Annotated in this window: 23 protein-coding genes, 2 pseudogenes and 1 riboswitch; of the genes and pseudogenes, 15 read left to right on the forward strand and 10 right to left on the reverse strand. The window is 61.3% G+C overall.

Annotated elements, in window-relative coordinates:
- Positions 1-132 precede the first annotated feature (132 nt).
- From queE to queC, 3 genes are read right to left on the reverse strand one after another with little or no spacing between them, the layout of a single operon-like run.
- Entirely contained in the window at positions 133-867 is a 735-nt protein-coding gene (queE, locus tag AC0L3D_RS32040) for a 7-carboxy-7-deazaguanine synthase QueE (protein ID WP_473647045.1), read from the reverse strand.
- Entirely contained in the window at positions 864-1,220 is a 357-nt protein-coding gene (gene queD, locus AC0L3D_RS32045) for a 6-carboxytetrahydropterin synthase QueD (protein ID WP_065010611.1), read from the reverse strand. The genes queE and queD overlap by 4 nt, the downstream gene beginning before the upstream one ends.
- Positions 1,220-1,918 carry a 7-cyano-7-deazaguanine synthase QueC gene (gene queC, locus AC0L3D_RS32050; protein ID WP_473628768.1) on the reverse strand — a complete coding sequence of 233 codons (699 nt, stop codon included), beginning with the start codon at positions 1,916-1,918 and terminating at the stop codon, positions 1,220-1,222. Before queC ends, queD begins: the two co-directional genes overlap by 1 nt.
- Before the next feature lie 493 nt (positions 1,919-2,411).
- Here queC and AC0L3D_RS32055 point away from each other — a divergent pair, with 493 nt between their 5' ends.
- Entirely contained in the window at positions 2,412-2,801 is a 390-nt protein-coding gene (locus AC0L3D_RS32055) for a hypothetical protein (RefSeq protein ID WP_040592906.1), read from the forward strand.
- Positions 2,802-3,776: 975 nt separating this feature from the next.
- Here AC0L3D_RS32055 and AC0L3D_RS32060 read toward each other — a convergent pair.
- The 4 genes from AC0L3D_RS32060 to panB all read right to left on the reverse strand — a co-directional run bounded on the left by AC0L3D_RS32060 (position 3,777) and on the right by panB (position 7,070).
- Positions 3,777-4,406 carry an acyl-homoserine-lactone synthase gene (locus AC0L3D_RS32060; protein ID WP_473479450.1) on the reverse strand — a complete coding sequence of 210 codons (630 nt, stop codon included), beginning with the start codon at positions 4,404-4,406 and terminating at the stop codon, positions 3,777-3,779.
- 95 nt (positions 4,407-4,501) lie between these two features.
- Positions 4,502-5,227, reverse strand: a complete 726-nt coding sequence (locus AC0L3D_RS32065) for a LuxR family transcriptional regulator (protein ID WP_473628764.1) — start codon at positions 5,225-5,227, stop codon at positions 4,502-4,504.
- A gap of 110 nt (positions 5,228-5,337) precedes the next feature.
- A complete protein-coding gene (gene panC, locus AC0L3D_RS32070) occupies positions 5,338-6,237 on the reverse strand; it encodes a pantoate--beta-alanine ligase (protein ID WP_473647047.1) in 900 nt (299 codons plus the stop codon).
- On the reverse strand, positions 6,234-7,070 hold the full coding sequence (gene panB / locus AC0L3D_RS32075; protein WP_473647049.1) for a 3-methyl-2-oxobutanoate hydroxymethyltransferase: 837 nt from the start codon (positions 7,068-7,070) through the stop codon (positions 6,234-6,236). The genes panC and panB overlap by 4 nt, the downstream gene beginning before the upstream one ends.
- 173 nt (positions 7,071-7,243) lie before the next feature.
- Between panB and AC0L3D_RS32080 the strand changes: the two genes are divergently transcribed.
- The 10 genes from AC0L3D_RS32080 to AC0L3D_RS32125 all read left to right on the forward strand — a co-directional run bounded on the left by AC0L3D_RS32080 (position 7,244) and on the right by AC0L3D_RS32125 (position 18,855).
- Positions 7,244-8,206: an NUDIX hydrolase gene (locus tag AC0L3D_RS32080; protein WP_473647057.1), complete on the forward strand. Its 963-nt coding sequence runs from the start codon at positions 7,244-7,246 to the stop codon at positions 8,204-8,206.
- Positions 8,207-8,271: 65 nt separating this feature from the next.
- A complete protein-coding gene (gene nadA, locus AC0L3D_RS32085) occupies positions 8,272-9,246 on the forward strand; it encodes a quinolinate synthase NadA (protein ID WP_473491930.1) in 975 nt (324 codons plus the stop codon).
- Complete coding sequence (locus tag AC0L3D_RS32090) at positions 9,243-10,790, forward strand: L-aspartate oxidase (RefSeq protein ID WP_065010604.1); 1,548 nt, start codon at positions 9,243-9,245, stop codon at positions 10,788-10,790. Before nadA ends, AC0L3D_RS32090 begins: the two co-directional genes overlap by 4 nt.
- Positions 10,787-11,674 (forward strand): carboxylating nicotinate-nucleotide diphosphorylase, encoded by an 888-nt coding sequence (gene nadC / locus AC0L3D_RS32095; protein ID WP_473628756.1) that lies wholly within the window; start codon positions 10,787-10,789, stop codon positions 11,672-11,674. Before AC0L3D_RS32090 ends, nadC begins: the two co-directional genes overlap by 4 nt.
- 183 nt (positions 11,675-11,857) lie before the next feature.
- Positions 11,858-12,868, forward strand: coding sequence for a biotin synthase BioB (gene bioB, locus AC0L3D_RS32100; RefSeq protein ID WP_473479587.1), 1,011 nt, complete (start codon positions 11,858-11,860; stop codon positions 12,866-12,868).
- Positions 12,865-14,004, forward strand: a complete 1,140-nt coding sequence (locus AC0L3D_RS32105; protein WP_473647050.1) for an 8-amino-7-oxononanoate synthase — start codon at positions 12,865-12,867, stop codon at positions 14,002-14,004. The genes bioB and AC0L3D_RS32105 overlap by 4 nt, the downstream gene beginning before the upstream one ends.
- Positions 14,001-14,636 carry a dethiobiotin synthase gene (gene bioD, locus AC0L3D_RS32110; RefSeq protein ID WP_473628752.1) on the forward strand — a complete coding sequence of 212 codons (636 nt, stop codon included), beginning with the start codon at positions 14,001-14,003 and terminating at the stop codon, positions 14,634-14,636. The genes AC0L3D_RS32105 and bioD overlap by 4 nt, the downstream gene beginning before the upstream one ends.
- On the forward strand, positions 14,636-15,901 hold the full coding sequence (locus AC0L3D_RS32115) for an adenosylmethionine--8-amino-7-oxononanoate transaminase (protein WP_473628750.1): 1,266 nt from the start codon (positions 14,636-14,638) through the stop codon (positions 15,899-15,901). The genes bioD and AC0L3D_RS32115 overlap by 1 nt, the downstream gene beginning before the upstream one ends.
- The gene (locus tag AC0L3D_RS32120; protein WP_473628749.1) at positions 15,898-16,881 is read left to right on the forward strand and encodes a beta-ketoacyl-ACP synthase III; all 984 of its coding nucleotides are present in this window, start codon (positions 15,898-15,900) and stop codon (positions 16,879-16,881) included. Before AC0L3D_RS32115 ends, AC0L3D_RS32120 begins: the two co-directional genes overlap by 4 nt.
- A gap of 327 nt (positions 16,882-17,208) precedes the next feature.
- Complete coding sequence (locus AC0L3D_RS32125; protein ID WP_473518774.1) at positions 17,209-18,855, forward strand: MFS transporter; 1,647 nt, start codon at positions 17,209-17,211, stop codon at positions 18,853-18,855.
- Positions 18,856-19,325: 470 nt separating this feature from the next.
- On the opposite strand, the gene AC0L3D_RS32130 is transcribed toward AC0L3D_RS32125, so the two are convergent.
- Both AC0L3D_RS32130 and AC0L3D_RS32135 read right to left on the reverse strand, forming a co-directional pair.
- A complete protein-coding gene (locus AC0L3D_RS32130; protein WP_473647052.1) occupies positions 19,326-20,618 on the reverse strand; it encodes a type II toxin-antitoxin system HipA family toxin in 1,293 nt (430 codons plus the stop codon).
- Positions 20,615-20,947, reverse strand: coding sequence for a helix-turn-helix domain-containing protein (locus AC0L3D_RS32135; protein WP_065010596.1), 333 nt, complete (start codon positions 20,945-20,947; stop codon positions 20,615-20,617). Before AC0L3D_RS32135 ends, AC0L3D_RS32130 begins: the two co-directional genes overlap by 4 nt.
- 902 nt (positions 20,948-21,849) lie before the next feature.
- Here AC0L3D_RS32135 and AC0L3D_RS32140 point away from each other — a divergent pair.
- The 3 genes and pseudogenes from AC0L3D_RS32140 to AC0L3D_RS32150 all read left to right on the forward strand — a co-directional run.
- Complete coding sequence (locus tag AC0L3D_RS32140; RefSeq protein ID WP_473630560.1) at positions 21,850-23,004, forward strand: porin; 1,155 nt, start codon at positions 21,850-21,852, stop codon at positions 23,002-23,004.
- Positions 23,005-23,441: 437 nt separating this feature from the next.
- Positions 23,442-23,760: pseudogene (locus AC0L3D_RS32145) on the forward strand (response regulator); the annotation flags it as partial.
- Positions 23,759-24,166 (forward strand): annotated as a pseudogene (locus AC0L3D_RS32150) (GNAT family N-acetyltransferase); the annotation flags it as partial. The pseudogenes AC0L3D_RS32145 and AC0L3D_RS32150, both read left to right, overlap by 2 nt.
- Positions 24,167-24,179: 13 nt before the next feature.
- Here AC0L3D_RS32150 and AC0L3D_RS32155 read toward each other — a convergent pair.
- On the reverse strand, positions 24,180-25,046 hold the full coding sequence (locus AC0L3D_RS32155; RefSeq protein ID WP_473647053.1) for an acyltransferase family protein: 867 nt from the start codon (positions 25,044-25,046) through the stop codon (positions 24,180-24,182).
- A gap of 5 nt (positions 25,047-25,051) precedes the next feature.
- Positions 25,052-25,168: riboswitch (TPP riboswitch) on the forward strand.
- Positions 25,169-25,271: 103 nt separating this feature from the next.
- Between AC0L3D_RS32155 and AC0L3D_RS32160 the strand changes: the two genes are divergently transcribed.
- A partial coding sequence (locus AC0L3D_RS32160) for a phosphomethylpyrimidine synthase ThiC (RefSeq protein WP_473647055.1) occupies positions 25,272-25,912 on the forward strand: 641 nt, incomplete at its 3' end.

Below are 25,912 nucleotides of genomic sequence, written 5' to 3' on the forward strand. Positions count from 1 at the left end.
CCCGCGTCGGGTAAGCACGCCGCGCGGGGGCGCGCCCATTTCCACCGCCCCCACCACATGCGCGCCACCCCCCCCCTCAGCACCACCCCGCCCGCCCCCCAAATGGGGGGCCCATTTCCCGCACAGGCGCGACTAGACGCCTCTCCTGTTTCCCCAGAGCAAAACGTGCAACTGCGGCAACACGCGTGCTTCGAACCACCTGTCGTGTGTCACCTTTTCCACAAGCCACTCCATGCGTTTTATTATTCCGTCCAGGTCGACAGGTGCGTCTTCATTGCCAGGGCGCGGTGGCGTGTGATTGCCGGGTTGCAGATAGACCGGAAGGTGCAGAAATCGCGCCGCGGCGTCTTTGGCGTAGGCGTAGTCATTCTCGTCGAAAACAACGAGCTTGAGCACGATTTGCGGCTTCTGCTGCGCCGCTTCTATGCACGCCTGGAATGCAGCCCAATCGGTCCTCATTTCGCTTGACGGCGGCTTTGGGCTGAGAACCAGCACATCAAGATCCGCAAACCAGTCACTGACCACCGAACCCTGGGTTTCCAGCGCAAAACGGTAACCTTCACCATGGCCTCGCTCGATCAGCGCACCGAAGGGCTGAATGGCCGGATTACCGCCTGACAGCGACACCATCACTGGCCGGCCACCGGAAAGCCCAACGACGCCTTGCCACACCGCATCGATTGGCATCATCTCCCATTCGTGGCGGAATTGACTGTCCACCGCATGGAGGCTGTCGCACCAGGAGCACCGGTAGTCACACCCGCCGGTTCTGATGAAGACTGTAGGCAAGCCGATGAGCACTCCCTCGCCCTGGATCGTGGGCCCAAATATCTCGCTCACACGGATTGCGGGACACGTGTCCGTCACGGCCGGTATTCCGCCCAGGTTTTCGGGGTTTCGCTCACCCGCACTGCCGCGGTTTCCGGCAGACGTGCCTTGCACCATTCATAGAAATGTCTGGCCAAGTATTCCGCCGTGACTTGCTCATGTCCCAGCACCTCGTTGAGGTGCCGATGGTCGAGGCTCTCGTCGATATAGCGTTTGAGCGGCGCCAGATCGTGATAATCGCGCACGAAGCCGTGCGCGTCCAGGTCCTTCGCCGAAAGTTCCACTTCGACGATGTAGTTATGCCCGTGCAGGCGCGCGCACTGATGATCCGGCGGCAAAGAGGTGAGCTGGTGCGAGGCCGAGAAGTGGAATTCCTTGGTGATGCGGAACATCAGGCGCTTCTCCTCCGCAGCGCCTCGAGCCAGAAGACAGGGTCTTCGTAGTCGGTAGGATCAGCGTGCCCCGCGAGATGAAACGCCTCGCGCCGCTCCACGCAGGTCCCGCACCGTCCGCAGTGACGCTCGCCGCCCTTGTAACACGACCAGGTCTCCGCAAATGGCGTTCCGTGTCTTGCTCCATCCCGGACGATGTCGCCCTTCGTGAGGTTGACGTAAGGCGTGTAAAGGCGAATCTCTGCGTAGCCTTCCAGCGCGCGGTCTTGCATCATCTGGAAAGCTTCGATGAAGGCCGGACGGCAATCTGGATAGATGAAATGGTCCCCACCATGGACGGCCATCGCCACCGCTTCGGCCTTGCGCGCGGTGGCGAGACCGAAGGCAATTGCCAACATGATGGCGTTCCGGTTCGGCACTACCGTGATCTTCATCGTGTCTTCGGCGTAGTGGCCGGCCGGCACGTCGAAATTATCGGTGAGCGCTGAGCCGGAAAGGCCGCGGCCGATTTCGGGGATGTTGATGATCTGGTGCGTAGTGTTCAGTCGCTCCGCGCAGAGAGCGGCGAAGCCCAATTCTTTCCTGTGCCGTTGGCCGTAATCGAAAGACAGGAGGCCGGCGAGCTCGTGCTCCGCTGCCACGCTGTGAGCAAGGGCAACGGAGTCCAATCCGCCGGAGCAGATGACGAGAGTCTTCATCGTGGTATCCTTGTTTTGACCGGGTAAGGCTGCGACCGGAGATTTCTCTGCGGTCCCCCTACCCCAGCGAGTCAACTTTGTGAACCCGGTGGAGTCTGATCGCTAACGTGCCGTGGCGCACCGGGCGCCAACAGCGGGCTCTTTCATGGATGTCCAAACCCAAGCATATGCTCAGAAGGACAGATGCGAAGCGACCTCGAGGCATTGCTGGGAAAGAAGCTGACCTGTCCAAATCTGCGTTACGGGTGCTTGCATAGGCCACACGCGAATTGGCGAAGTAACGAGGAAGGTACGGAGTTCGTTAACGGCGGGAGTGCAGAAGCCCAAGTTCAAGGACAGTGCGCGCGCCCCGCTTCAGGATCAGTTCGATCTGGAACACGAATCCGTCGGTGGCCGAGTGGCAAAACCAGTTGAAGGATTGGTCGTGAGCCGGCACCTGTGAACAAGCCGTGTGCGTCGTTGCAATCACTCCTATATTGCGCGCAATAGCTACATGGCGTTGGATGAACTGGATTTGGCGATTTTCCAGATGGCGGTCGAAAGCGTCCGCTCACTCTCCCTAAGCTTCAACCAAAAAGCCGCAGAGATAGCCACGAGGAGCCACGGTGTCCTGGTTTTCGACGTGCGGGTCGATGGTGACTCGGAGGTCCAGCGGATCGCAGCCATCCGATATCGAGCCGACCAGACGGGCGTGGTCGCGTTGGACAGACAAGGCCTTGTTACCCGCTCTTGCATGGTCAATGGCACTTTCTCACATTTCATTTCGCCATTGGAGAACTGGGCCAGCATGCCCCTGTCAATGCAGGCCAAGATCGATGTCACCGTCCATGCCGGTCTCTTCCTAGGCGCTTTGCGAAATGCCGGTCATATGCTTGGCAGCTAGCATGACCGGAATGCATCTGTGGATTTCTGGATCCGGATCCGCCTGCGCGTCCGAGCGGCCGGCCACCGAGGTTCCGTGACGCGCGGATGTGTCCGGGGAGAGCGCGACGATCTGCTGCACACGTTCGGATATACCTCACGCGCAGGAGCCGCGCTCCTTAGTTACCTTCTCCTTCACGTTACAGGATTGCGCGAAAATATTCCGCCGGTGCGCCTGCTTGGCGGTTACGCCGCGCTTCTGCAGTTAATTGAGCAGGAAAAGCGCGCAATCAGTGGAGATCCACGAGAACTGGCTTGAGGCGACCCGCTACCTCAACATGGATCATCTGCGCGAGCACAAGAAAGAGAACCTGAGGGCATTGGCCGCCTGAGACGCGGCCCGCCATGTCCGCCGCTCCGCTAAACACAGGGGCTGCGCGGCGGCCACGCCAACGTCACCGCTGAATGCCACGCCATTTTGCAGAACTTGACACACACACAACTGCAACACTTCTTACATGGGAGCATGAATACGAACCACGTTCGGCGAGCTATTGCGCGATTCACCATTCGTTCATTTTATTAGCGCACGTTCATAAGCGGACATGTTGGTGTAGCTCGTACGTGCCCAAAGCCCCGGCGCATCGACCCAGCGCCGGGGCTTTTTTGGTACCAGAAGGCACCGCTGAGAGGAGCAATCGTCCAGCGGTGCAGGCCTTGGCTGCTCTGTGAACGATTCCGGGGTTGCTGCTTTTTTGCGGCGTAAAGAAATCCGGGCTTTTACGGCTCCAAAAACTCGGGTGTCTGCGGCGGGGCGCGCCATTTGGCGTGGTAACGCCGGAATTGCGGATTGCACCTAAAAACTTCCTGGGCCCAGGTCGTGCGGGGGAATCGACCGGAATAGTCGTAAGCTTCGCACTACGCCGTCCGGCCAGCATATCAACCGTACGGAGCGCCCGCGGGCAGGAGCATTGGTCAGGCTGAGCATCGTCAAGCGCTAGGCCGGCAGGCCGAGAACCGGTTGCCATAATACAGGTCCGTTCAGACGTCCCCTCCAGCGGATGCGCTTGAGGCTAGCGTGGGAAATCTCGAGAAAACCGGCGACCGCCTCCGTGTTACCAACCGGCTTCGGCTGTCCGATGCGCGTCAACGGCCACGTTGCGAGACGCAGGATCCGTTCCATGCGCGTATCGGTCACTGTCACAATCCGAGTGAGATTATTCGCCAAGCCGAATTCGATCATGCCGGCGAAGAGCTCGTATGTTGCTTGCGCCAGTCCGCCGGACTTAGGCGCTGATGGAGGGAGATCGAGTGCGAAACGACTGCTCTCCCAAATGCGGGCACTCGCGGGCGCCGCAGTCTCACCCAGCAGCATCGGAAACGTGTCGCGCAACATTGTCGGTCCGGTAGTCGGTAAAAGACGAACGCAACCGCAAATTCGCCAGTCGGATCCCTTGAGAAGCAGATAGACGGGGTTCAGGCTGTCAAATGCGTCTGTTTCCATCTCGCTTTCGGTCTGAACTTCCCAATCCAGCCTTTCCTTGAAGACCCGATGCCTGAGCCCGTGCATTTCGTTGAGCTCGTTTGGAAACTCGCCGTAGAGTTCAGGTGTTATCAGCTGCATCATCTGTCGCCTCCGTGCAGGATGTGTTCCCGCCATCGAAGAGCAAAGCCGACATTGATGCAGCCTGTAGACCTTTACAGCTTTCCAACAAAAGGAGGTCAGGATCTCCACTGACGGGAAGCAGTCAGCCGTGCTATGCCCTGGTTTATGGTTCGCACGCCAAGCTTTGCCTTGGCGTTTTCCAGATGGAAGGTCACGGTGCGTTTCGAGACGCCGAGGATCTGGCTGATATCCCAGGCGGACTTACCGCGCGCCGCCCATTTCAGGGATTCGAACTCGCGCGGGGTCAGCGTTATGCCGTCCACCACGCAATCTTCGGCGAGCTGGCGCCGGGCATGTATATGAAAGTTGATTGCGACCAGCTGCAATGCTTTTTCGTAGCGAGTGAGTGACCGCAAGAGAGGCGGACGGGACTGGTCGGAAGCGAAGGTCAGCGCCGCAAACCGGCCGCGATGGTCATGCATGGACATGGTCAATCCGCCGCGAATGCCAAAGTGAGCTGCTTTTTCCAGGATTTCTTGCTGCGAGGCCGGCAGACACTGGCGGGGTCGATCCACGCCCCAATCAAAAGTATCCCAGCCTTGCAGCCCGCGCAGGATCACCGGATCATGGCTGTGGTAGCGCAGTTGCAGATAGTGCGATGTCCAGGATGAAGGGTAATTTGAAATCAATCGCGGCGTCTGGCCGGAGACCGACGGGTAACTGAAATAGGCGAAGAGCGGAAAGTCGAAGCCGGCTGCGGCGGACGCCATCGCCTCATGGAGGTCGACCGCATCGATGCTTGCAGAGAGTTGCTCGACGAAGTTTTCGAATACGCGATACATCAGCCCTTTGCGCGATCTCCTCGAATGTTGCTCGATGCCAGGGGAAATCTGGGTCTAAACGACCCCGCATGGATGCGACGCGGACGATTTGGTCGCCATCATCGCCGGCATTACTTTGCTGCTTCCCGGTGAAGCGAACGCCGCGCGCCTGGCCACTTACCAACCGGGGATGTTGAGACGTTATCGATGAGCCGCGTGTCGCCGAGCCAAGCCGCGACAAGCAAGCGTGCTGGTCGGTCAAGCCTTGCTAGCGGCTGCAGGTCTGTTTCGCCGCGAAGTTCCAGGTACTCGACCTCGCGATAGCCTGTCGCCAGAATTGTTGCACGCGCTTCATCAAGCATGGGCAAGACAGGAGAGCCACGCGCAAGCCGCTCAGCCGTGTCGAGCAAGACCGAAGCCAGCTTTGGGGCAATGGCGCGTTCTGCTGGCGAGAGCCGGCTATTGCGCGACGATAGTGCAAGACCATCGGTTTCGCGGACTGTCGGACATGCGACCACCGTGATCGGGATGTCAAGGTCCCGGACCAAGCGCTTGACAAGCTGAAGCTGCTGGAAATCCTTTTCGCCAAAGAAGGCGAAGTCTGCGCCGGTCTGCAGGAAGAGCTTGGCCACGACCGTCGCCACGCCATCGAAATGGCCGGGCCGGAAGGCGCCGCACAGGCCCTCGCTGAGAGTGGACACCGAAACGGCCGTGGCGAAGCCCGTTGGATACATCTCGTCTGCATCCGGTACATAGAGCAGATGTGCGCCTGTCGGCACGAGCTTGGCAGCATCTTCGTTTTCCGTCCGAGGATAGGCGGCAAGGTCGGCGGCACTGTTGAACTGCTTGGGATTGACGAACAGCGTCACGACTACCCGCTCGGCCTTCTGAAGCGCGGCCCGCACGAGGCTCAGATGGCCTTCATGCAAGGCTCCCATGGTCGGCACAACGGCGACACGGGCGCCTGAGCGACGCCATCCCGCGGCAACAGCGCGGAGTTCGGCAACGGATCGAACGATCGGCACGCTCATGTGACGTCTCCGGCCTTCGTCTCGTTGGCGTAGAGATGTTCGGCCGCCGGAAAGCGCCGTTCCCTCACGTCGGCGGCATAAGCCGCGATCGCCGCATCGGCCTGCTTGCCTAGTTCGGCGTAGCGTTTGACGAATTTCGGCCGGAAAGAGCCGAAAAGCCCAAGCATATCATCGCTGACCAAAATCTGGCCGTCGCAGGCCGGCGAGGCGCCGATGCCGATTGTGGGGACGGTGATCTCCGCAGTGATGCGCCGTGCGAGCGGCTCGGACACTTTCTCCAGCACCACCGAGAAAGCGCCGGCTTCCGTGACCGCACCGGCGTCGCGCCTGATGCGCTCGGCATCGTCTCCCCGCCCCTGGACGCGGTAGCCGCCGAGAGTGTTGACCGCCTGCGGCGTCAAGCCGATATGGGCCATGACAGGCACGCCGCGCGCGGCGAGGAAGCGGATCGTCTCGGCCATGGTCTGCCCCCCCTCGAGCTTCACCGCTGCACAACCGGTCTCCGCCATCAGGCGCGCAGCGTTGCGGAAGGCCTGCTCGGGGCTTTCTTCATAGGAACCGAATGGAAGGTCTACGACCATCAATGCTCGCACCAGACCGCGGCGCACCGCCTGGCCGTGCATGATCATCATGTCGAGAGTGACGCTCAGCGTCGACGAGAGGCCGTGCAGGACCATGCCGACGCTGTCGCCGACGAGAACGATGTCGCAGTGTCGATCGGCCAAACTGGCGATTGGCGTGGTATATGCCGTCAGGCAGACGAGTGGAGTCTGGCCTTTCCGCATCCGAACATCCAGCGGTGCAATCCCCTTTCGATCACCAGCTGCGCTCAACCCATCCCTCCTTCCCTCGCGTTACCCGCCGCGGGTGTCGCGTTTGGCACATTTTTGTGCAAGTGCGAAGAGCTAAAAATGGGGATGCAGCTGTGCGGTGTTGACGTGCGGACAGCCTCGCTTACATTAAATCGATTAAGGCTCCCGGGCTCGTGTCAACCACTTTCACGAACATGGACGATCAGGCAACAGGAACCAGGAAAGACAAAGCCGGCAAGGCGGACCAAGTCAAAGTGGACCTGATCGCCGTCGTCGTGGCCGTAAATGAAAGTGACCCCTGTCTCCTAACCATCGGCCAGGCTGACACCCTGCCGTCCGGACCTTTTGCGCTTGAGCACCGGTCGCCGCAATCCGGTTTGAGGGGGTGGGTCGAGCAGCAGACCGGCCAGCCCTTGGGGTACATCGAGCAGCTTTACACCTTCGCCGATCGGGACCGAATCGGCGCCGAACGCCAGCAGCGCGTCATCTCCATCAGCTATCTCGCTTTGACCAGCAAAGAACAGGCAACGGGCTCATCCAAGTGCGGCTGGCAAAGCTGGTACGACTATTTTCCATGGGAGGACCACCGCTCCGGCACCCCGCCGGTGGTGCTGGATGTTGTGCGACCACGCTTGATCGGTTGGGCAGACGGAGCGAGCGACGCGGCCACGCGACGCGAACGCCGGCAGCGGGCGGCGATCGCCTTTGGCTTCGACGACCGTTATTGGAATGAGGAGCTCGTGCTTCAGCGATATGAGTTACTTTATGAAGCAGGCCTGGTCCAAGAGGCCGGAAGAGGACGGGAGACGCCGCTTCCCCTGGTGCCGAGCAAATCCATGGTCGCTGATCATCGCCGTATCGTGGCAACGGGCATTGCGCGGCTACGCTCCAAGATCAAATACCGGCCCGTCGTCTTTGAGCTTATGCGACCGACCTTTACGCTACTGCAGCTGCAGCGAACCGTGGAGGCGCTCGCCGGCAGGCTCATCCACAAGCCGAACTTTCGCCGCCTGATCGAGCAACAGGAACTGGTCGAGGAGACCGGCGAGACCACGGCGGAGACCGGTGGTCGGCCGGCGAAGCTCTACCGCTTCCGCCACGCCGTTCTCGACGAAAGGGCCGTCGCCGGGACAAAATTGCCGCTGGCGCGGGGTTGACATCCCTTATACTCACGGCAAGTATATGCCGGTTATCTTCAACTAGAGTATAAGCGGGGGCATCAATGAGCGCCGTGCTGCCTACGGCCGCGTTCCTCTACGAGCGCGTCCGGCGCGTGATCCCGCCGATTGAATGGCCGTCTTTCGTGGACGATATCGAAGCCATCCTTGCGCTCAAGCGCGAGCGCAATGCCATCATCCTGGCGCACAACTATCAGACGCCCGAGATCTACCATTGCGTCGCAGACATTGTCGGCGACAGCCTGGCGCTGGCCCGCAAGGCTGTGACAGTCGAGGCGCAAGTCATCGTCGTTGCCGGCGTGCATTTCATGGCCGAGACGGCCAAGCTGCTTAATCCGAAAAAGACCGTGCTTATCCCCGACCTCGGCGCTGGTTGCTCGCTGGCCGATTCGATCACGGCACAAGACGTGCGGCTGATGCGGCAGAGTTATCCCGGCGTGCCCATTGTCACCTATGTCAACACCTCCGCCGCTGTGAAAGCCGAGTCCGACATCTGCTGCACCTCGGGCAACGCAAAGGCGGTGGTGGAATCGCTCGGCGCGCCGCGTGTGATCATGCTGCCCGACGAATATCTCGCCAAGAACGTCGCCGCCGAGACGAAGGTCGGGATCATCGCCTGGAAGGGTCGTTGCGAGGTGCATGAGCGCTTCACCCCGGCCGATATTCGCGAACTGCGCGCCGCACATCCGGGTGTCATCGTGCTGGCCCATCCCGAATGCCCCCCGGACGTTGTCACAGAGGCGGATTTTTCGGGTTCCACCGCGGCCATGTCGGATTATGTCGAGCGGGAAAAACCACCCCGCGTAGTGTTGATGACGGAATGTTCGATGAGCGACAATATCGCGATCGCGCATCCCGACGTCGAGTTCGTCCGCCCCTGCAATCTCTGTCCGCACATGAAGCGCATCACGCTGGCTAACATTCGCGTCGCACTCGAGGAGAACCGGCATGAGGTTCGGATCGATCCCGGGATTGCAGGGCGCGCGCGCCGCTCGGTCGAGCGTATGCTTTCCATATGAGCCTCGACGTTCATGACATCGGCGGGGCGCCGGTCATCATCGGCGCCGGTGTGGCAGGCCTGATGACGGCGCTTCATCTGGCGCCGGAACCGGTTGTGCTTCTGTCCAATGCGGGGCTGGGAACCGGAGCCTGCAGCGAGCTCGCCCAAGGCGGTCTTGCGGCAAGTGTCGGCGGCGAGGACAGTCCCGAACTTCATCTTTGTGACACCGTCGCGGCCGGCGACGGTCTCTGCGACGTGACGACGGTGCGGCGAACGGTCCGAGCTGCACCTGAAGCGATCAGGACTCTAGAGCGCTTCGGTGTCGCATTCGACCGACGCGCTGACGGCGCGTTGCGGCTCGGGCTTGAGGCGGCGCACTCGCAGCGGCGGATCGTGCATGCGGCGGGCGATGCCACCGGTCGCGAGCTGGTCCGCGCGCTGATCGCCGCGGCACGGCGCACAGCCTCCATCACTATTCTGGAAAACGTGGAGGCCCGCCGGCTTGTCGTGGAAGACGGGGCGATTATCGCCGTGGTCGCGGCCGGGTGCACGGGCGCAATCGCCTTGCCAACGCGCCGCGCGGTCCTGGCGACCGGCGGCATCGGCGGCTTGTTTAGCGATACGACAAACCCGCCTGGCTCATGTGGACAGGGGCTCGCGCTCGCCGCCTGTGCCGGGGCGGAGTTCGCCGACCTGGAATTCGTGCAGTTCCACCCGACCGCCCTCGAGGGTCCGCGGCGGCCGATGCCGCTGGTGAGCGAAGCGGTGCGCGGCGAGGGTGCTGTGCTCATCGACGAGCAAGGAGAGCGTTTCCTCGCTGAAACCCCCGGGGGCGAGCTTGCGCCTCGCGACGTGGTTGCGCGCGCGGTTTGGCATCAGCTCGCTGTCGGACGCCGTGTGTTCCTGGACGCAAGGCAATGTCTCGGCCTCAGATTTGACAAGCGCTTTCCGGCGATCGCCGATTTGTGCCACCAGGCCGGCATCGATCCCGCGACCGACCCGATCCCGGTGCGTCCGGCGGCACATTATCACATGGGCGGTGTCGCTGTAGACGCTGCCGGCCGCAGCTCCATCGAGGGATTGTGGGCATGTGGCGAGGTCGCATGCACCGGTCTGCACGGCGCGAACCGACTCGCCAGCAACTCGCTTATCGAAGCGGCGGTCACAGCGAGCTGGGTTGCTGAAAGCGTCGCCGACGTATCACACACCCGGCGTCCGCGCGTGTGTTCCGCATTCGTGCCTCGACGGCCAGACGCCTCCGGCATCCGCCCAATCGTCTCGGCCGCGCTCGGCATCATCCGCGATAGCGAGACGCTACGCGACGGGGTGGCGGCCCTGTTGCCGATCGCAGCTCACGACAGCGCTGCCTCCGGCCCCGCCTTGGTCGCGCTGATGATCGCCATTGCGGCCCTGCGGCGCGAAGAGAGCCGCGGCTCGCACTGTCGTTCCGATTTCCCCGGACGCGATGCAGATGCGCGCCAGTCACGGCTGACACTGCGCAGCGCAATACAGACCGCCGTCGCACTCAGCTGGCGGGCGCCGATACGGAGCACCCTGACATGAATTCGTTCTCACCCCTTCCCTCAACCCTGATCGAGCCGATCGTGCGCGGTGCTCTTCTCGAAGACCTGGGCAGATGCGGTGATCTGACCAGCGACGCCGTGATCCCGCGTGATCGCACGGCCACCTTGGTGCTCAAGTCGCGACAGATGGGCATCGTTGCCGGTCTCGATCTGGCCGCCTTCGCCTTCATGCTCGTCGAGCCTGCGATCGACATGCACATCTGGCGAGCTGACGGCAGCGATGTCGCGGCGGGCGAGACTATCGCCAAGTTGTGCGGACCGGCGCGAGGCCTGCTCACGGCCGAGCGCACGGCGCTCAATTTTCTGTGCCGCCTGAGCGGCATCGCCACTGCCACAGCGACGATGGTCGAGGCCGTGCGTGGCCACAAGGCGAAGATCGTGTGCACGCGAAAGACGACGCCCGGCCTGCGCGCGCTGGAGAAATATGCGGTACGCGTCGGCGGCGGCGCCAATCACCGCTTCGGGCTCGACGACGCCGTGCTGATCAAGGACAACCACATCGCGATCGCCGGCGACATTCGCACGGCAATAGAGCGGGCGCGCGCCACCGCAGGCCACATGGTGAAGATCGAGGTCGAGGTCGAGACCCTTGAGCAGCTCGATACAGCGCTCACGCTGGGAGTCGACGCAGTGCTGCTCGACAATATGTCGGTTGAGGACCTTGCCCGCGCCGTGGCAATCGTCGGTGGCCGCGCCATCACCGAGGCTTCCGGTCGGGTGACGCCGAAAACGGCTCCGTCGATTGCTGCGACGGGGGTCGACCTCATCTCAGTCGGATGGCTGACACACAGCGCGCCTATCCTCGACATCGGCCTGGATATGCCGGCGCATCGGCGCGCGCTTGAACTGATGGAGATGGAATGAAAAGCATTCCCACCTCCGCTGGAGCGCGCCGACGCAGGAACTGCTCCATGCGAGCCTGCATCTTCGTGCGGCGCACCCTCCAACTGGTTCAGGCTCATCGGGCTGATCGACGATCATAGCGAACCCGAGGAGGGTCGACAGCCTCCTGCACGTGCTGTTGGACCAGCGACAAAGCTTTTGATGATGACGATTGGAACGAACTCGGAGTGCGACGTGAAGCAAGCCATGCAATCGATCGAGGGGGCACTATCCCGATGGAACCGCAAAGAGGCCGAGGCTATCCACGGGATGCCGTTCAATGACCTGCTCTTCCTGGCTCAGACAATCCACCGCCAGAACTTCGATCGCAACCGGGTGCAGCTGTCGCGGCTGCTCAGCATCAAGACCGGCGGATGCCCGGAGGATTGCGGCTATTGCAGCCAGTCTACACATTACGAAACCGGCCTGAAGGCGTCCAAGCTGATGGAGGTGGAGCGTGTCATTGCCGAAGCGATCAAGGCGCGGGACGCCGGCGCCACCCGCTATTGCATGGGCGCCGCATGGCGCAGTCCGAAGGAACGCGACATGGGCTCCGTGGTCGCCATGATCGAGGGCGTGAAGGCGCTCGGCATGGAGACCTGCATGACGCTCGGTATGCTGGACCTCAGTCAGGCGCAGCGCCTGAAGGCGGCCGGTCTCGACTACTACAACCACAACATCGACACGTCCGAGCGCTATTACGGCGAGGTTGTTTCAACCAGGACCTTTGCCGACCGGCTGGAAACACTTGGGCACGTGCGCGAGGTTGGCATGAAGGTCTGCTGCGGCGGCATTGTCGGGATGGGAGAGGAAAAGGCCGATCGCATCGACATGCTGGTCACACTCGCGAACCTGCCCGAGCCGCCGGAAAGCGTGCCGATCAACATGCTCATCCCCATCGAAGGCACGCCGCTTGCCGAGGCCGAGCCCATCGATCCGATCGATTTCGTCCGCACCATTGCGCTCGCCCGCATCATGATGCCGAAGTCCTATGTAAGGCTCTCCGCCGGCAGGACGGCGATGAGCGACGAAACGCAGGCGCTGTGCTTCTTTGCCGGCGCCAATTCGATCTTTGTCGGCGACATGCTGCTGACGGCGGACAATCCCGGCGAGGACAAGGATAATCGTCTATTCAGGCGTCTCGGCATTGAGCCGATGCCACGCGAGGCAAGATGAACGAGCCGCCGCTTGCCCGCTATGAAGCAACCCTGCAGGGTCTGGCACGCAAGGGCCGGCTGCGGACGCTGGCGCCGCGCGCCGGGCTCGACTTCTCGTCCAACGATTATCTCGGGCTTGCTGCCTCGAAGAGACTTGGCGATGCAGTCGGGGCGGCAATCGAGGGGGGCACCCCGGTCGGCGCTACCGGATCGCGGCTCCTGCGCGGCAACGCGCCGGAACATGAGGCGTTAGAGGCAGATGCGGCGGCGTTCTTCGGGGCCGAACGGGCGCTGTTCTTCGGCAGCGGCTACATCGCCAACTTCGCCCTGCTGAGCGCCCTGCCGCAGAAGGGCGACCTGCTGATCCTCGACGAACTCGCGCATGCCAGCATGCATGAAGGGGCGCGGGCTGGACGCGCCGAGTTCAGGCCGGCCACGCACAACGACATAAATGCTTTTGAGGACGCGATCAGGCGCTGGCGCGCCGAAGGTGGCATGGGGCATATCTGGATCGCAGTCGAAAGCCTGTATAGCATGGATGGCGACTGGGCGCCGATGGAGAGCCTGGTCGGGCTTGCCGATCGGTACGAGGCATTCATAGTGGTCGACGAGGCACATGCCACCGGCGTCTGGGGACCGGACGGCCGGGGGCTGGCCGCCGCTTTCGAGGGCCGCGACAACATTGTCGCGCTCCACACATGCGGCAAGGCGCTCGGCGCATCCGGCGCACTCGTCACTGGGCCGGGAGTGCTGTGCGACTATATTGTCAACCGCTGCCGGCCCTTTATCTACGCCACCGCGCCATCGCCGCTAATGGCGGTGGCGGCGCGCGAAGCGCTCGCAATCCTGGTCGATGAGCCGATGCGCCGCGTTCAGCTGCATGAGTACATTGCCTTCGCGGGCCGCCAACTGGCCGAGCGCTGTGGCGTGGCGCGCAGCGGCTCGCAGATCCAGCCACTTGTCATTGGTGACGTCAGCCGCACCATGGTGATGGCGGCGGCACTGCAGGCCCGCGGCTTCGACATACGCGGCATTCGCCCGCCGACCGTGCCGGAGGGCACGTCGCGGCTGCGCATTTCGCTGACGCTGAATGTCGGCAAGCCTGACATTTCGGCCATGGTCGAGACGCTCGTCGAGGTGTTGGGCACGGCATGACCACGCGTATCGTCGTCACCGGAACAGACACCGGAATAGGGAAGACCGTGTTTTCGGCTGGGCTCGCCGGGCTGCTCGACGGCTTTTACTGGAAGCCGGTGCAATCGGGTCTCGATGAGGAGACCGATAGTGAGGCGGTTGAACGGCTCGCCGGCCTGCCGTCAGGGCGCGTGCTGCCGGAAGCTCACCGCTTGAAGAGCCCGCTGTCACCGCATCGTTCAGCCGAAATTGACGGCGTCTCGATTGAGGCTGCCGATCTTGCATTTCCGGTCCTGCCGACACCGCTCGTCATCGAAGGCGCTGGCGGACTGATGGTGCCGATCAACCGACAGACAAGATTTATTGACATCTTCGCTGAATGGCGGCTGCCGGTCATTCTGTGCGCCCGCACCGAGCTCGGCACGATCAACCACACTCTGCTGTCGATCGAAGCCCTGCGGGTTCGCTCCATCCCGCTGATCGGCATCGCCTTCATCGGCGAAGAGGTAGCCGATACGCAAAGGACAATCACCGAATTCGGCGCGGTGCGTCAGCTCGGCAGGCTGCCACACCTCGTTCCGTTGACGCGCGAAACTCTGCGGAAGGCGATGTTTGCCGGCTTCGACCTCGCCAAGATTGCCGGAGGCGAATGATGTCGCGGTCGCCGGTCTGGCATCCATTCACCCAGCACGCGATCGAGCCGGCCATGCCGTCCGTTATCCGCACGGAAGGGGCTTGGCTAGAGACGAATGACGGAAGGCATATCCTCGATGCAATCTCCTCCTGGTGGGTGGTCACCCACGGGCACCGCCATCCACGGATCATGGAAGCAATCCGGAATGCGACTGAGATGCTCGACCAGGTGATCTTCGCCGGTCTCACCCATCAGCCGGCAGAGCAATTGGCCTCGGCGCTGATCGAAATAGTGCCGGCAGGCCTCGACTGGGTCTTCTATTCCGACAGTGGATCCACGTCCGTCGAAGTCGCGCTGAAGATGGCGCTCGGCTATTACCGCAATATCGGCGCGCCGCGTTCGCGCATCGTCGTCATGGAACACAGCTATCATGGCGACACGATCGGCACGATGAGCGTCGGAGCCCGCGGCGTGTTCAACGCCGCCTACGAACCCCTGCTGTTCGAGGTCGACACCATTCCGTTTCCGGCCGCAGGGCGCGAGCAGGAAACGCTGGATGGATTCGAGGCTTTCTCGCGCGACCGCCGCGCCGCCGCGCTGATCGTCGAGCCGCTGGTGCTCGGCGCCGGCGGCATGTTGATGTATCCGGCCTGGGTTCTGGCCGAATTGAAAAAGATCACTGAGGCCTTCGGCACGCTCCTGATCGCCGACGAGGTGATGACCGGCTGGGGGCGCACCGGAAGCACGTTCGCCTGCGAGCAGGCGCTGATCTCTCCGGACATACTATGCACCTCGAAGGGCTTGAGCGGAGGCGCAATCCCACTCGCGGCCACACTCGCGACCGATGCCATCTTCCAGGCCCATTACTCCCAAGATCGGCAGAAGACCTTTTTCCACTCGAGCTCCTACACCGCCAATCCGATCGCTTGCGCGGCAGCACTCGCCAATGTCGAGATCTGGCGGGACGAGCCGGTGGCCGAGCGGATTGCGGCCTTGAGCGCCGGGCAAGCCGTCGGGCTTCGACGCTTTCGCAACAATGCCAACTTCACAGATTGCCGGGCGACCGGCACGATCGCAGCTCTCGATCTGCGCGCCGGCTCGGCCGGCTATCTGGCCGAGATCGGACCAAAGCTGCGCGCTTTTTTCCTCGAGCGCGGCCTGCTCGTGCGCCCGCTCGGTAATGTGCTCTATGTTCTGCCGCCCTATTGCATCACCGGAGAGGAACTCGACGGATTGTATGACGCCTTCGAAGAGGCCGGCGAACGCTTCGGTCCGAGCGCATGAGCAGATCGTCGCGCTTTCTCGGGTTTGGCGATCATGCGCCGGCCCGAAAGGTGGAGAACCAGGAAATCGAAATCCGTCTCGGGCTTGAGCCCGGCTGGATCGAGCAGCGGACCGGGATACGCTCGCGCTTCTGGGCAACGGACCAAGACACGCTGTCGGGTCTTGCCGCGCACGCCGGCGACATGGCGCTGGCGAATGCCGGCATCGACCGTGGCGACATCGGTCTTCTGCTGCTTGCCACCTCGACACCCGATCACCTTCTGCCGCCCAGCGCGCCGCTGGTAGCACATCGCCTGGGCTTAGGCCGCGCCGGTGCGGTCGACCTCACAGGCGCCTGCGCCGGCTTCATCTATGCCCTGATGTTTGCCGACGGATTCACCCGCCTCCATGGCAAAGCGACCTTGGTCATCGCCGCCAACATCCTCAGTCGCCGCATCAATCCAGTCGAGCGCGCAAGCGCGGTGCTGTTTGCCGATGCCGCCGGCGCCGTGGTGATTGCCCCGTGCGAAGAGCCGGATCGGGGCATTCTCGGCGCCGCGTTGGCTTCGGACGGCTCGCGCTACGGGCTGATCCAGATTCCCGCCGGAGGAAGCGACACACCGTTCCACGGCGGCATGGACCTCGGGCAGACCCGCATGACGATCGCCAACGGCCGCGAAGTGTTCGCGAAGGCCGTGGAGATGATGTCTCGCTGCTCGCAGGAGGCCCTCTCTGCTGCCCGAATGCGGTCGCAAGACATCGATCGGTTCGTGCCACACCAGGCCAATGTCCGCATTTTCGATGTGGTCGGGAGGAACCTCGGAATAGCGGATCAAGCAATCGTCAAGACGATTGCCGAGTACGGCAACTCTTCCGCCGCGACCATCCCGCTTTCGCTCTCGCTATCGCATCGGGCGCAGCCGTTTCGGCCGGGCGAAAAGATTCTCCTTGCGGCGGCGGGTGCCGGTCTCACTGGAGGCGCCCTCATCCTCGGAATTTAGCGGTACGACGGCCATGCACAGGATTTGTCACGAATGACACTAGCAAAACGGGCCCAATGCGAAAAAATAGTCGCCGGCAAGCTGCATGGGCGCCGGTTCGGTGACGCGAGAGCTAAAACCCTGCAGACGATTTTCTCGAGCAGGACGATCGGCAACGCTACTTTGCTGGGCGAGGAGTGGTTGGCGCCAGTCCAGGAGAGCGGAGGTATCCAACTCCTCATTGCGATGAAGTCATCCTCGATATGTCGGCCCTTATTGGTCAACATCGTAACGGCAGTAGTGGCAGCCGTGAATTGAATAAGCGGCCCCTCGAAGGCATCAAACGTCATGCAGTCCGAAAAAAATGCTCATCTGCCTGTCTCAACAACGCTGGCTCCATTTCGGAACCCGGTGTTTCGCTCGATCTGGACGGCCACGCAAATATCCAGCCTCGGGTGGCTCGTGCAAACGGTCGCCATCAGTTGGCTGATGGCCACGATTTCCGCTTCGGATCTGATGGTTGCACTCGTGCAGGCCGCATCCACGTTGCCGGTATTCTTCCTCTCAATTCTTGCCGGAGCCATCGCCGACAACTTCAGCCGCCGATGGGTTATGTTTGCGGGGCACTGCCTGATAGCATTGGCATCAACGACGCTGATGATTTCGGTGGGCCTGGGATTTGTCGATCCCTGGCTCCTACTTGGATTGGGCTTTCTGGCTGGCTGCGGCTTCGCTCTGAATGATCCGGCCTGGCATGCCTCGGTCGGCGATATCCTGGACAAGCGCGACATTCCGGCCGCAGTGACGCTGATGTCTGTCGGATACAACATCATACGCAGCATAGGACCCGCTTTGGGTGGGACGATGCTGGCCTTCTTTGGGCCGCTCGCCGCTTTCGCCCTGGCCGCGCTGAGCGATCTGGTCCCTCTCGGCGCGATATGGCGCACCAAATGGAAGGTTCGCACTTCGCCTCTCCCTCGTGAGCGAATGACGATGGCAATTCATGACGGAGTGCGCTTCACGGTATTGTCCTTGGAGATCAGGGCAGCGATTGCCCGTGCAACCTTGTTCGGGCTGGCAAGCATCTCCATCCTTGCGCTACTCCCACTAGTCGTCCGGGATCAGCTGAAAAGCGGCCCAATCGTCTACGGCATCTTGCTGGCCGGCTTCGGCATGGGTGCTTTCGTCGCGGGCATGAGCAATAGCTTTCTAAGGCGGATCACCTCTCAAAACAGACTGGTATCGTTCGCCTCTGTTGCTTGTGCAGCATGTTGCCTTTCCCTTGCACTCACATCATCGGTCGCCGTGGCGGCCATTTCGCTGGCACTTGGTGGCGCGGGTTGGCTTATCACCTGGACGGGCATCGACGTGTCGGTGCAGCTGGCAAGCCCAAGGTGGGTCGTCGGCCGCACACTGTCGATATATTACGCCCTGAGCGCAGGGGGTATGGCGGCCGGCAGCTGGATCTGGGGTACTGTCGCACAGGACTACTCCTTAGCCTGGGCTCTGGAGGGCGCCGCAGGCGCTCTGTTGCTGGTTGCAGCTGCGGGGATACTGTTGCCGGTCCGTCCATGGGAAGAAACGGATCAGGAAAGTTCGGATTTTCACCCGCCGGAGCTCGCACTCGAGTTGAAGCCCAGGAGCGGCCCCATAGTCGTCAAGGTCGAGTATCTTATAGCCGAAGAGAATATCGAGACCTTTCTGGGCTACATGCGCGCAAGGCGCCATGTTCAGAGCCGCGCCGGTGCGCGAAACTGGACACTCCAGCGAAATCTTCAAACGCCTTCGATTTGGACAGAGACATTCCGCACGCCAACCTGGATGGACTTTCTTCGCCTGAATCATCGGCTCACGGCAGCGGACAAGGAAATCGGCCAGCGTCTCCTGGCACTGCATGATGGAGAGCGTCCTCCGCACACAGTGCTGTCGATCGAACGAACGACTGAGGCAGCTCGTACCCGTGCCTCAACAATCTTTTCTCGTCCTCCCAGGTGACGTGATCGCGTTAGCGATCGCGTTCTGCCGCGCCGGTCGATTTCAAGCAGCGCGAAGGCCGCATCGCCAGTACGCGGAGCCTATGCGTCCGGCGCTCTCTCGCGAATACCCATGCCGCCGCGGGGCTCGAGGCCGGGGGCAGGAACGGTCCGTTCTGGGCCATCTTCGATGCGGCGCGCGACGGCAAGAAGGAGGGCATGGGCTTCGAGCGCTGGTGGTCGCGCCTGCGCACAAGCCGATCAGCATCACGTTCGACGTGCGCTTCAGCAGCGCTGTGCGGCTCAGAGACTGGCAGAAGAGTATCTGACTCGCTACCGGCTGGCGTTGGGCCAGCCGGAACCAGGCCTGTTCGAAGACGGCGCTGGCGCTCGACCTTTCGGCGCCGGACATGGAGTGAGGGTGGGCGAAACGGAGAACCAGTCGCCTTGACGCCCTTGCAGGACGCCATCTTAACCGCGAACGGCAAGCTTTCAGGGATCATTGCTGCGCCGTTGGGCGGCTTGCCGTTCCCGATGTTCGAACGCGTCGGTGAAGCTATCGAGTTCTTGGGGGGTCATCCCAAGCGCCCGCCCCTCCTCCCGCCATGACGCGACCGCCTTTTCGACTTCTGCGAGTATCGTCTTCGCTCGATCACTCCTGATCCGGAAATAAGCGATTACCGACATCAGTGCGTCGACAGTCGCTTCGGGCCCAGTTTCCTCGGATATCCAGGTTTTCAGCTCTCGCACGCGCTCAGGGAACGGGTTGATGTCGAATGCAGGCGCCAGGCGCCATTGCCCGCGATGCACATGGAGAAAGCCGTGATTGTGGAGGTGGTCATCGACATTGGTGATAAGGATCGAGAACGCGATGCGCCGCCAAAGCTCTTCGATGTTGGCCGCTGGCTGGCTGCCGTGCTGACGAAGCACATCCACAAGTTCAGTATAGCTATGCTCGCCAACGTCCCCTGACTCTGCGCCGATCATCGTGGCGGCCGAGATATACATGAGTCGATTGCCGTTCGGAGTCCTATCGAAACGCCGTATGAGCGCGACAGGGGCGCCGTCGCTGTCGAGCAGACGTGTCTCAGCAGCATCCACGCCGGCTTTTCTGGCCAACTTCATAGCGAGCACTTCGCCTTTTGTGACAGATCGATCGTCGGCAACGCTCGGAAACTTACCGATAGCGAGGCGTCCGTCATCGTCGACGACAGAGCATTTCGGACGAAGGCCCCCAAGGGACGTGCCACGTCCACGCAAATAGGCGAGATCCGTTGCCGTCTCGGTGTTTGTCTCGACGGCGTGCGTGGCCGCGAGGAGTCGACCGATTTCAATGAGCGGCGGCGTGGTGCGTCGACCCTCCTCGGTCGTTCTTTGGTAACGCCCTTCTTCGTCCTTCAACCGGAGCGCACCAATGCGGCTCATGTCGTCCACTGCCAAGAGGTAATCCATCGCGTTCAGAGGCCGCGTTTCGGCGACATTTCCCGCCCGGCGCGCCTCTTGGCGACGCTTGGCGTGGTCGCGCTGGATGACACGCCGGCCCCATCCGTCCGGCTCCGTGTCGGCGATCGCGTTGTGGAACACGGATCCGTCGCCGGTCCTTCGATGGAATTGAGGGCCAGTAACGAGTGGCAGACCGGGTTCGATCGAGAAGCCTTCCGCTGCTCTCAGCCAACCTGCATCATATTCAAAGGCAGCGCTCTCGCGCGCACCCTGCTGATCATAGCGCAACGTACCCAGTAGCATCGCTTCTTCGCCAATGTGAACAGCAATAGAACGTCTCATATTGCACCCGGTGGCTTCCGCACCCTTACCCTCTTGGGCAAACGTTCAGCGTCGAGGAGCAGGCCTTGCTCATCGCGATGCGCGTCGATGATCTGCGCCAAAGCCTCATCAAAGCCCAAAACGAAAAAGGTCATGGCGTAGGCCCCCATAGCGACGGTCGGGTCTCCTTTTTCGATCTTCAGATAGGTGCTCTTTGCGACACCCAGTCGTTCCGCCATCATCATCACGGTCAGGCTGCGCTTCTTACGGGCGAGCGCAATGTCGGCGCCGAGCTTGCCAAGCGCCCTCTTGACTCTGGGAGGCAATGTATCTGTCACTGTTGAGCGCATGTTTGTCTCATATAAACGACCTTAACTCTTTTTAGGGCGTTTATATAAGACCTAAACCGTGATCTGTCGAGAGTTGGCCTGTTTGACCGAACAAGGCGGTGGCCCTGCAACCAACCACACTACTCTCTCGTGAGCATGCATCCATCCGATCCGCAATGGGCGCTAGGTGAGTCGCACGGGGGTGTGAACGATTGCGCCGCTGCAAAACGAAACGGGCCATCCTTGGCACGATCCAGATGTGTGCTGCAGCGGGGCTCCCGCCTGACGTACCGAGCGGCGCCGCCGCATGCTGTCTCGACCCGAGCTTCACAGCAAACAGGTGCTGTCGGTATCGAACGAAAGTGTCACATATCGAACATACGAACCGTGTCCCAAAACGTCTGCTCGGTGCTCAGCCTGACCCCCAAAAAGCAAAAAGAAGGGAGCGCGACGAAGTTGCGCCGGCCAATTTACGTGTCAGCGCGGAGCTACCTCTTCAGGATGGCACGTCGCTTGCTGCTCCGCATCTAACGCCGACGGCCAACTCACAGATAACGGAGATGAATATTGGTTCAGAAATGCTGAATCCACGATGTACTGAAAGAATTTGAGGAACGGTGTGGGAAGCGCGGCAAGGCAATAGGCGATTTTTCCTTTTCTTGGATCCGGACGGAGGTCGAATCTCACCTCCTTCGGGCAGTTGATAGCCAACCACAGTTGTTTATTCCATAAGTCGAACTGCGATAAAGCAAAGTACAGTATAACTTGGCTTACTCACACCGGAACTCCCTCTAGTCAACTTAGTATCGCGCATTCCTCAGGTACGAAAGAGGACCGAGATGCACATGTTTTTGGTCCTGGGATAGGCCGCCAGTTCGCCCTTTGACGCGTCCGCCTTTTATTCTTTGAACTGGAGATCCAGAATGAACGTAAGCAGCCTTCTTCTCGGCTCAGTTGCGGCCCTGATCTCCGTTTCCGTCGCTCGCGCGACGGACGAAGTCTCCGCGCCGGATCCGACCGAATACGTCAAGATCTGCGACGTCTACGGTTCGGGCTACTTCCATATCCCCGACACCGAGACCTGCGTGCGCATCGGCGGCTACATCCGTTACGACGTCGGCCTCAGCGATGTCCGATCGTATGACGGGATAAGAACCTCCGATGTGAGAACTGGCGAGGCTCAGGGCACCTGGCGAAACAACACGCGTTTCACGTTCAAAACTTGGACGCGCCAGGAGACCGAACTAGGCGCACTGAAGACCTATACTGAGACTCGCGTGAACTTCGGCAACCACAACGCTTATCCGGGTCCGGAAAGCCCTCACAACTATAGCTTCAACAGCGGCGTCAAGTTGACTTCCGCCTGGATCCAGCTTGGTGGCCTCCGAGTTGGCAAGGACGAGTCGGCCTTCGACACGTTTACAGGCTACGCCGGAAACGTGCTCAATAACGTACTCGTTCCGTACGGCGACTTCGATACCAACGCGGCTCAGTATTACTTCGATGCCGATAATGGCTTTTCGGCTCTGGTTTCACTTGAACAAGGGTCGGGTGTAGTCGGTACTATCGACAGCCATGTTCCGCACGTCGTCTTCGGCGTGAAACAGACGCAGGGCTGGGGCGCGATCACCGGCGTAATCGCTCGTGACAGCGACTACGAAGCTTTGGCCGGCAAGCTCCGAGTCGATGTCAATGTCACAGATGACCTGTCGCTATTCGGAATGTTCGGCTACGGCTCCATTGGCAATCTCAACGATGACCCAACCAACGCGGTCGCCGCTCACGGTCGCGGCTTCTACAAAATTTGGAGCGGCAACTGGGCTTTCTGGGCGGGCGCCACTTACACGTTAAACGAGAAAACTTCGTTCAACCTTCAGGTCTCGGGTGATCAGCTCAGGGACTCCGGACTGGCTGCAAACGTCGCCTATATGGTCATTCCAGGTTTCACAGTCACAGCCGAAGTCGATTATGCCCATTACGCCAAGTTCGCTGCCGTCGACCGTTCCGGAATGAACCCGGCTCACGTCGGCAAAAGGAACAGCCTCGGCGGCGTGCTGCGATTCCAAAGCTCGTTCTAACGGAGCGAATCTGAATGTCGGAGGCCCGACTGGAGGCCTCGGTGTCTGGCATTACGATGTTCAAGATGTGGTCCCGGACGATCATGCCCGGACATTGGTTGCTGGACTTCATAGCCTGATCAGCGAGGCTTCCATAGGGCGCTTAGCAATGCCACTGAATAACTCGTCCAGGACATGTCTCTCGGCCCCATCTTGACCCTGTTGTGCTACCCTCATTGCGATGAGCGCTCGAGATCGAGAGCTTCGGAGGCACGGCAAGAACGGCTGAGAAATGCCTGGACGCTTCGTCCAGGCACTCGTCAAGTTTCCTCAGTGGTTCAGAATCATCTTCGGCGACCGTCATTGCAAAATCAGTTCGGTTCAGTAAGATTCTTGTTCTGTTTGGGTCATCTTGAAGGACTAGTGTCTGAGTCGCAGCGGACTGCCATTCGATCTCTGCGCTGCTCGACCTCAGGATGCCCGATGTGCATGGCTTCGACGGGCTGCTGCAGCTTCGGACCCGCTATCCGCGCCTGCCGGTGGTCATCGCTTCGGGACATGAGGAGCCCAAGATCATTTCCGAAGCGCTGTCCTACGGCGCAGCCGGCTTCGTCCCGAAATCGGCGCGCAAGAGCGATCTGGCCGCCGCCATTCGCTCGGCGATGGAAGGTGCGATCCACGTGCCCGAAACTTATGAAGGCAAGCCGCCCGGACGCCGACAGCACCGATCGCGCCGAGATGGTGCAGCGCCTTGCCAAACTGACGCCGCAGCAGGTCGTGGCTTGAGCCGGAACGCCTGTCCTTCCTGCTCGGCGAAGCGTTTTATGCGCGTCGCATCGGTGCGCTCGAAGCCTTCATCATGACGTTCGACCAGGACGCCCGCTACGACAGTCCGAACTTCCTGTGGTTTCGCGAGCGCTATCCGCGCTTTGTCTATGTCGACCGTATCGTCGTCGCGGGAGAAGCGCGTGGCCGCGGCCATGCCCGCAGGCTCTATGAAGATCTATTCGAACATGTTTCGCGTGCCGGCCAGACCATCGTCACTTGCGAGGTGAATGCCGAACCGCCCAATCCGGCTTCGGATGCCTTTCACGCCGCGCTCGGCTTCGTCGAGGTCGTCGACGCGGTGATCCACGGCGGCAAGAAGGCAGTCCGCTACTACACCAGGCGGATCACCGGCTGAGGCAACAGCTCTATCAGTTGCGGTTCAGCCAGGCGCGAGCCGGCTTTTCGACGATGTAATAGCTCCACAAAGCGCAAGCGCGCCGGCCAGCATCAGCAGCGGCGCACTGCCCTGCGCATAGACGAATTTTTAGAACGGCTGCTGCCACAGATACAGCGGAATACGACCACAGCCCCAGCGTCGCCATCGGCCAGGAAGACAAAAATCCGGTCAGATACCGAGTGCTGAAGTCGAGCGAATTGACGGCGAGCGCCAACAGCGGCACCGCGACCAGAAAGTGGATCGGCGGCACCGCATCCATGAACAGAAGAACCGCTCCGACGGTCGCCGCAATGGCGAAATGCGGCCCCTTGAACAACGCCGGCAGCCTGTCGCCGGCCTTGAGCAGGCATATCACCGCCGATAGCAGGATCGAGGCGATTCGCACGTCGGTTCGCCAATAGGTCGTCTCGTAGTCCATCCCGAAGACCCAGTAGGAAATCGCACCGTTCGCCATGGCCAGCACCGACAGCGCGCTGAGCAGCATGACGACACGGGCACGCCCCGAAACAACAAAGCTGATCAGCGCCAGGATGACATAGGCATGTTCTTCGACGCACAGCGACCAGATATGGTCGAGCGCGCCGGCGCGGCTGACGAGAATTCCGGCATAGTTGTAGGTGAATGTCAGCGCCGTCAGCGCCGCTTTCCATTTGAAGGCGACAAACGTGCCGGACAAGGCAACCTTCGAAGCGAGGACGAAAACCAGCAGCGCCGGATAGATGCGGGAGAACCGACGCTTGAAAAACGCCTTGAGCGGATAACGGATGCCGCCAGCTAGGCGATAGCTGCTTTCGGCCGGACCCGAATGCGCTTGACAAATCGGAGCCGGCCCGTTCAACCTGGGGCATTCACCAGGGGAGTCCCGGCAAGGGGCTGAGATACTGCTGGCTTTCGCGGCGCAGTGACCCGTTGAACCTGATCCAGTTCATACTGGCGTAGGGACGGTGCAAGCGCTTTGCGGGAGTTTACGCCCGAGGTCCTGTTTCGGCAGGTCAACAGAAGCGTCTTTTCATCCTTCCGGCACAGAACTGGGTCTCCAATGCATGAGCAAAGGAGCCTCACGATGAATGCCCTCACTCCGGTGGTTTCGACGGGACGACTGCCCGCCTCGCGGAAAATCCACAGGCCCGGTGCCATCCACCCGCAGATCAGGGTGCCGATGCGCGAAATCTCCGTCCATCCGACGGCCGGTGAGCCGCCCGTCACCGTTTACGATCCGTCCGGCCCCTATACCGACCCCACCCTCGAAATCAGTATCGAAAAGGGCCTTGCCCGACTTCGCCACGAATGGATCACGGCACGCGGCGATGTCGAGGACTATGACGGCCGCCACGTCCGGCCGGAGGACAACGGATTTGCGGCGGGCGAGCGCCTGACGCCGGAGTTTCCCATTTGCAGCCGGCCACTCAGGGCCAAGCAGGGCAAGGCGGTGACCCAGCTTGCCTATGCGCGCGCCGGCATCATCACGCCTGAAATGGAGTTCGTGGCCATCCGCGAAAACCTTGGTCGCGAGATCCTGCGCGGCAAGCTTGACCGCGACGGCGAAGCCTTCGGCGCAGCGATCCCCGATTTCGTCACACCGGAATTCGTGCGCGACGAGGTGGCGCGCGGGCGGGCTATCATTCCAGCCAACATCAACCATCCGGAGAGCGAGCCGATGATCATCGGCCGCAATTTCCTGGTCAAGATCAATGCCAATATCGG

It is taken from the genome of Mesorhizobium sp. WSM4837 (genome assembly GCF_055811435.1).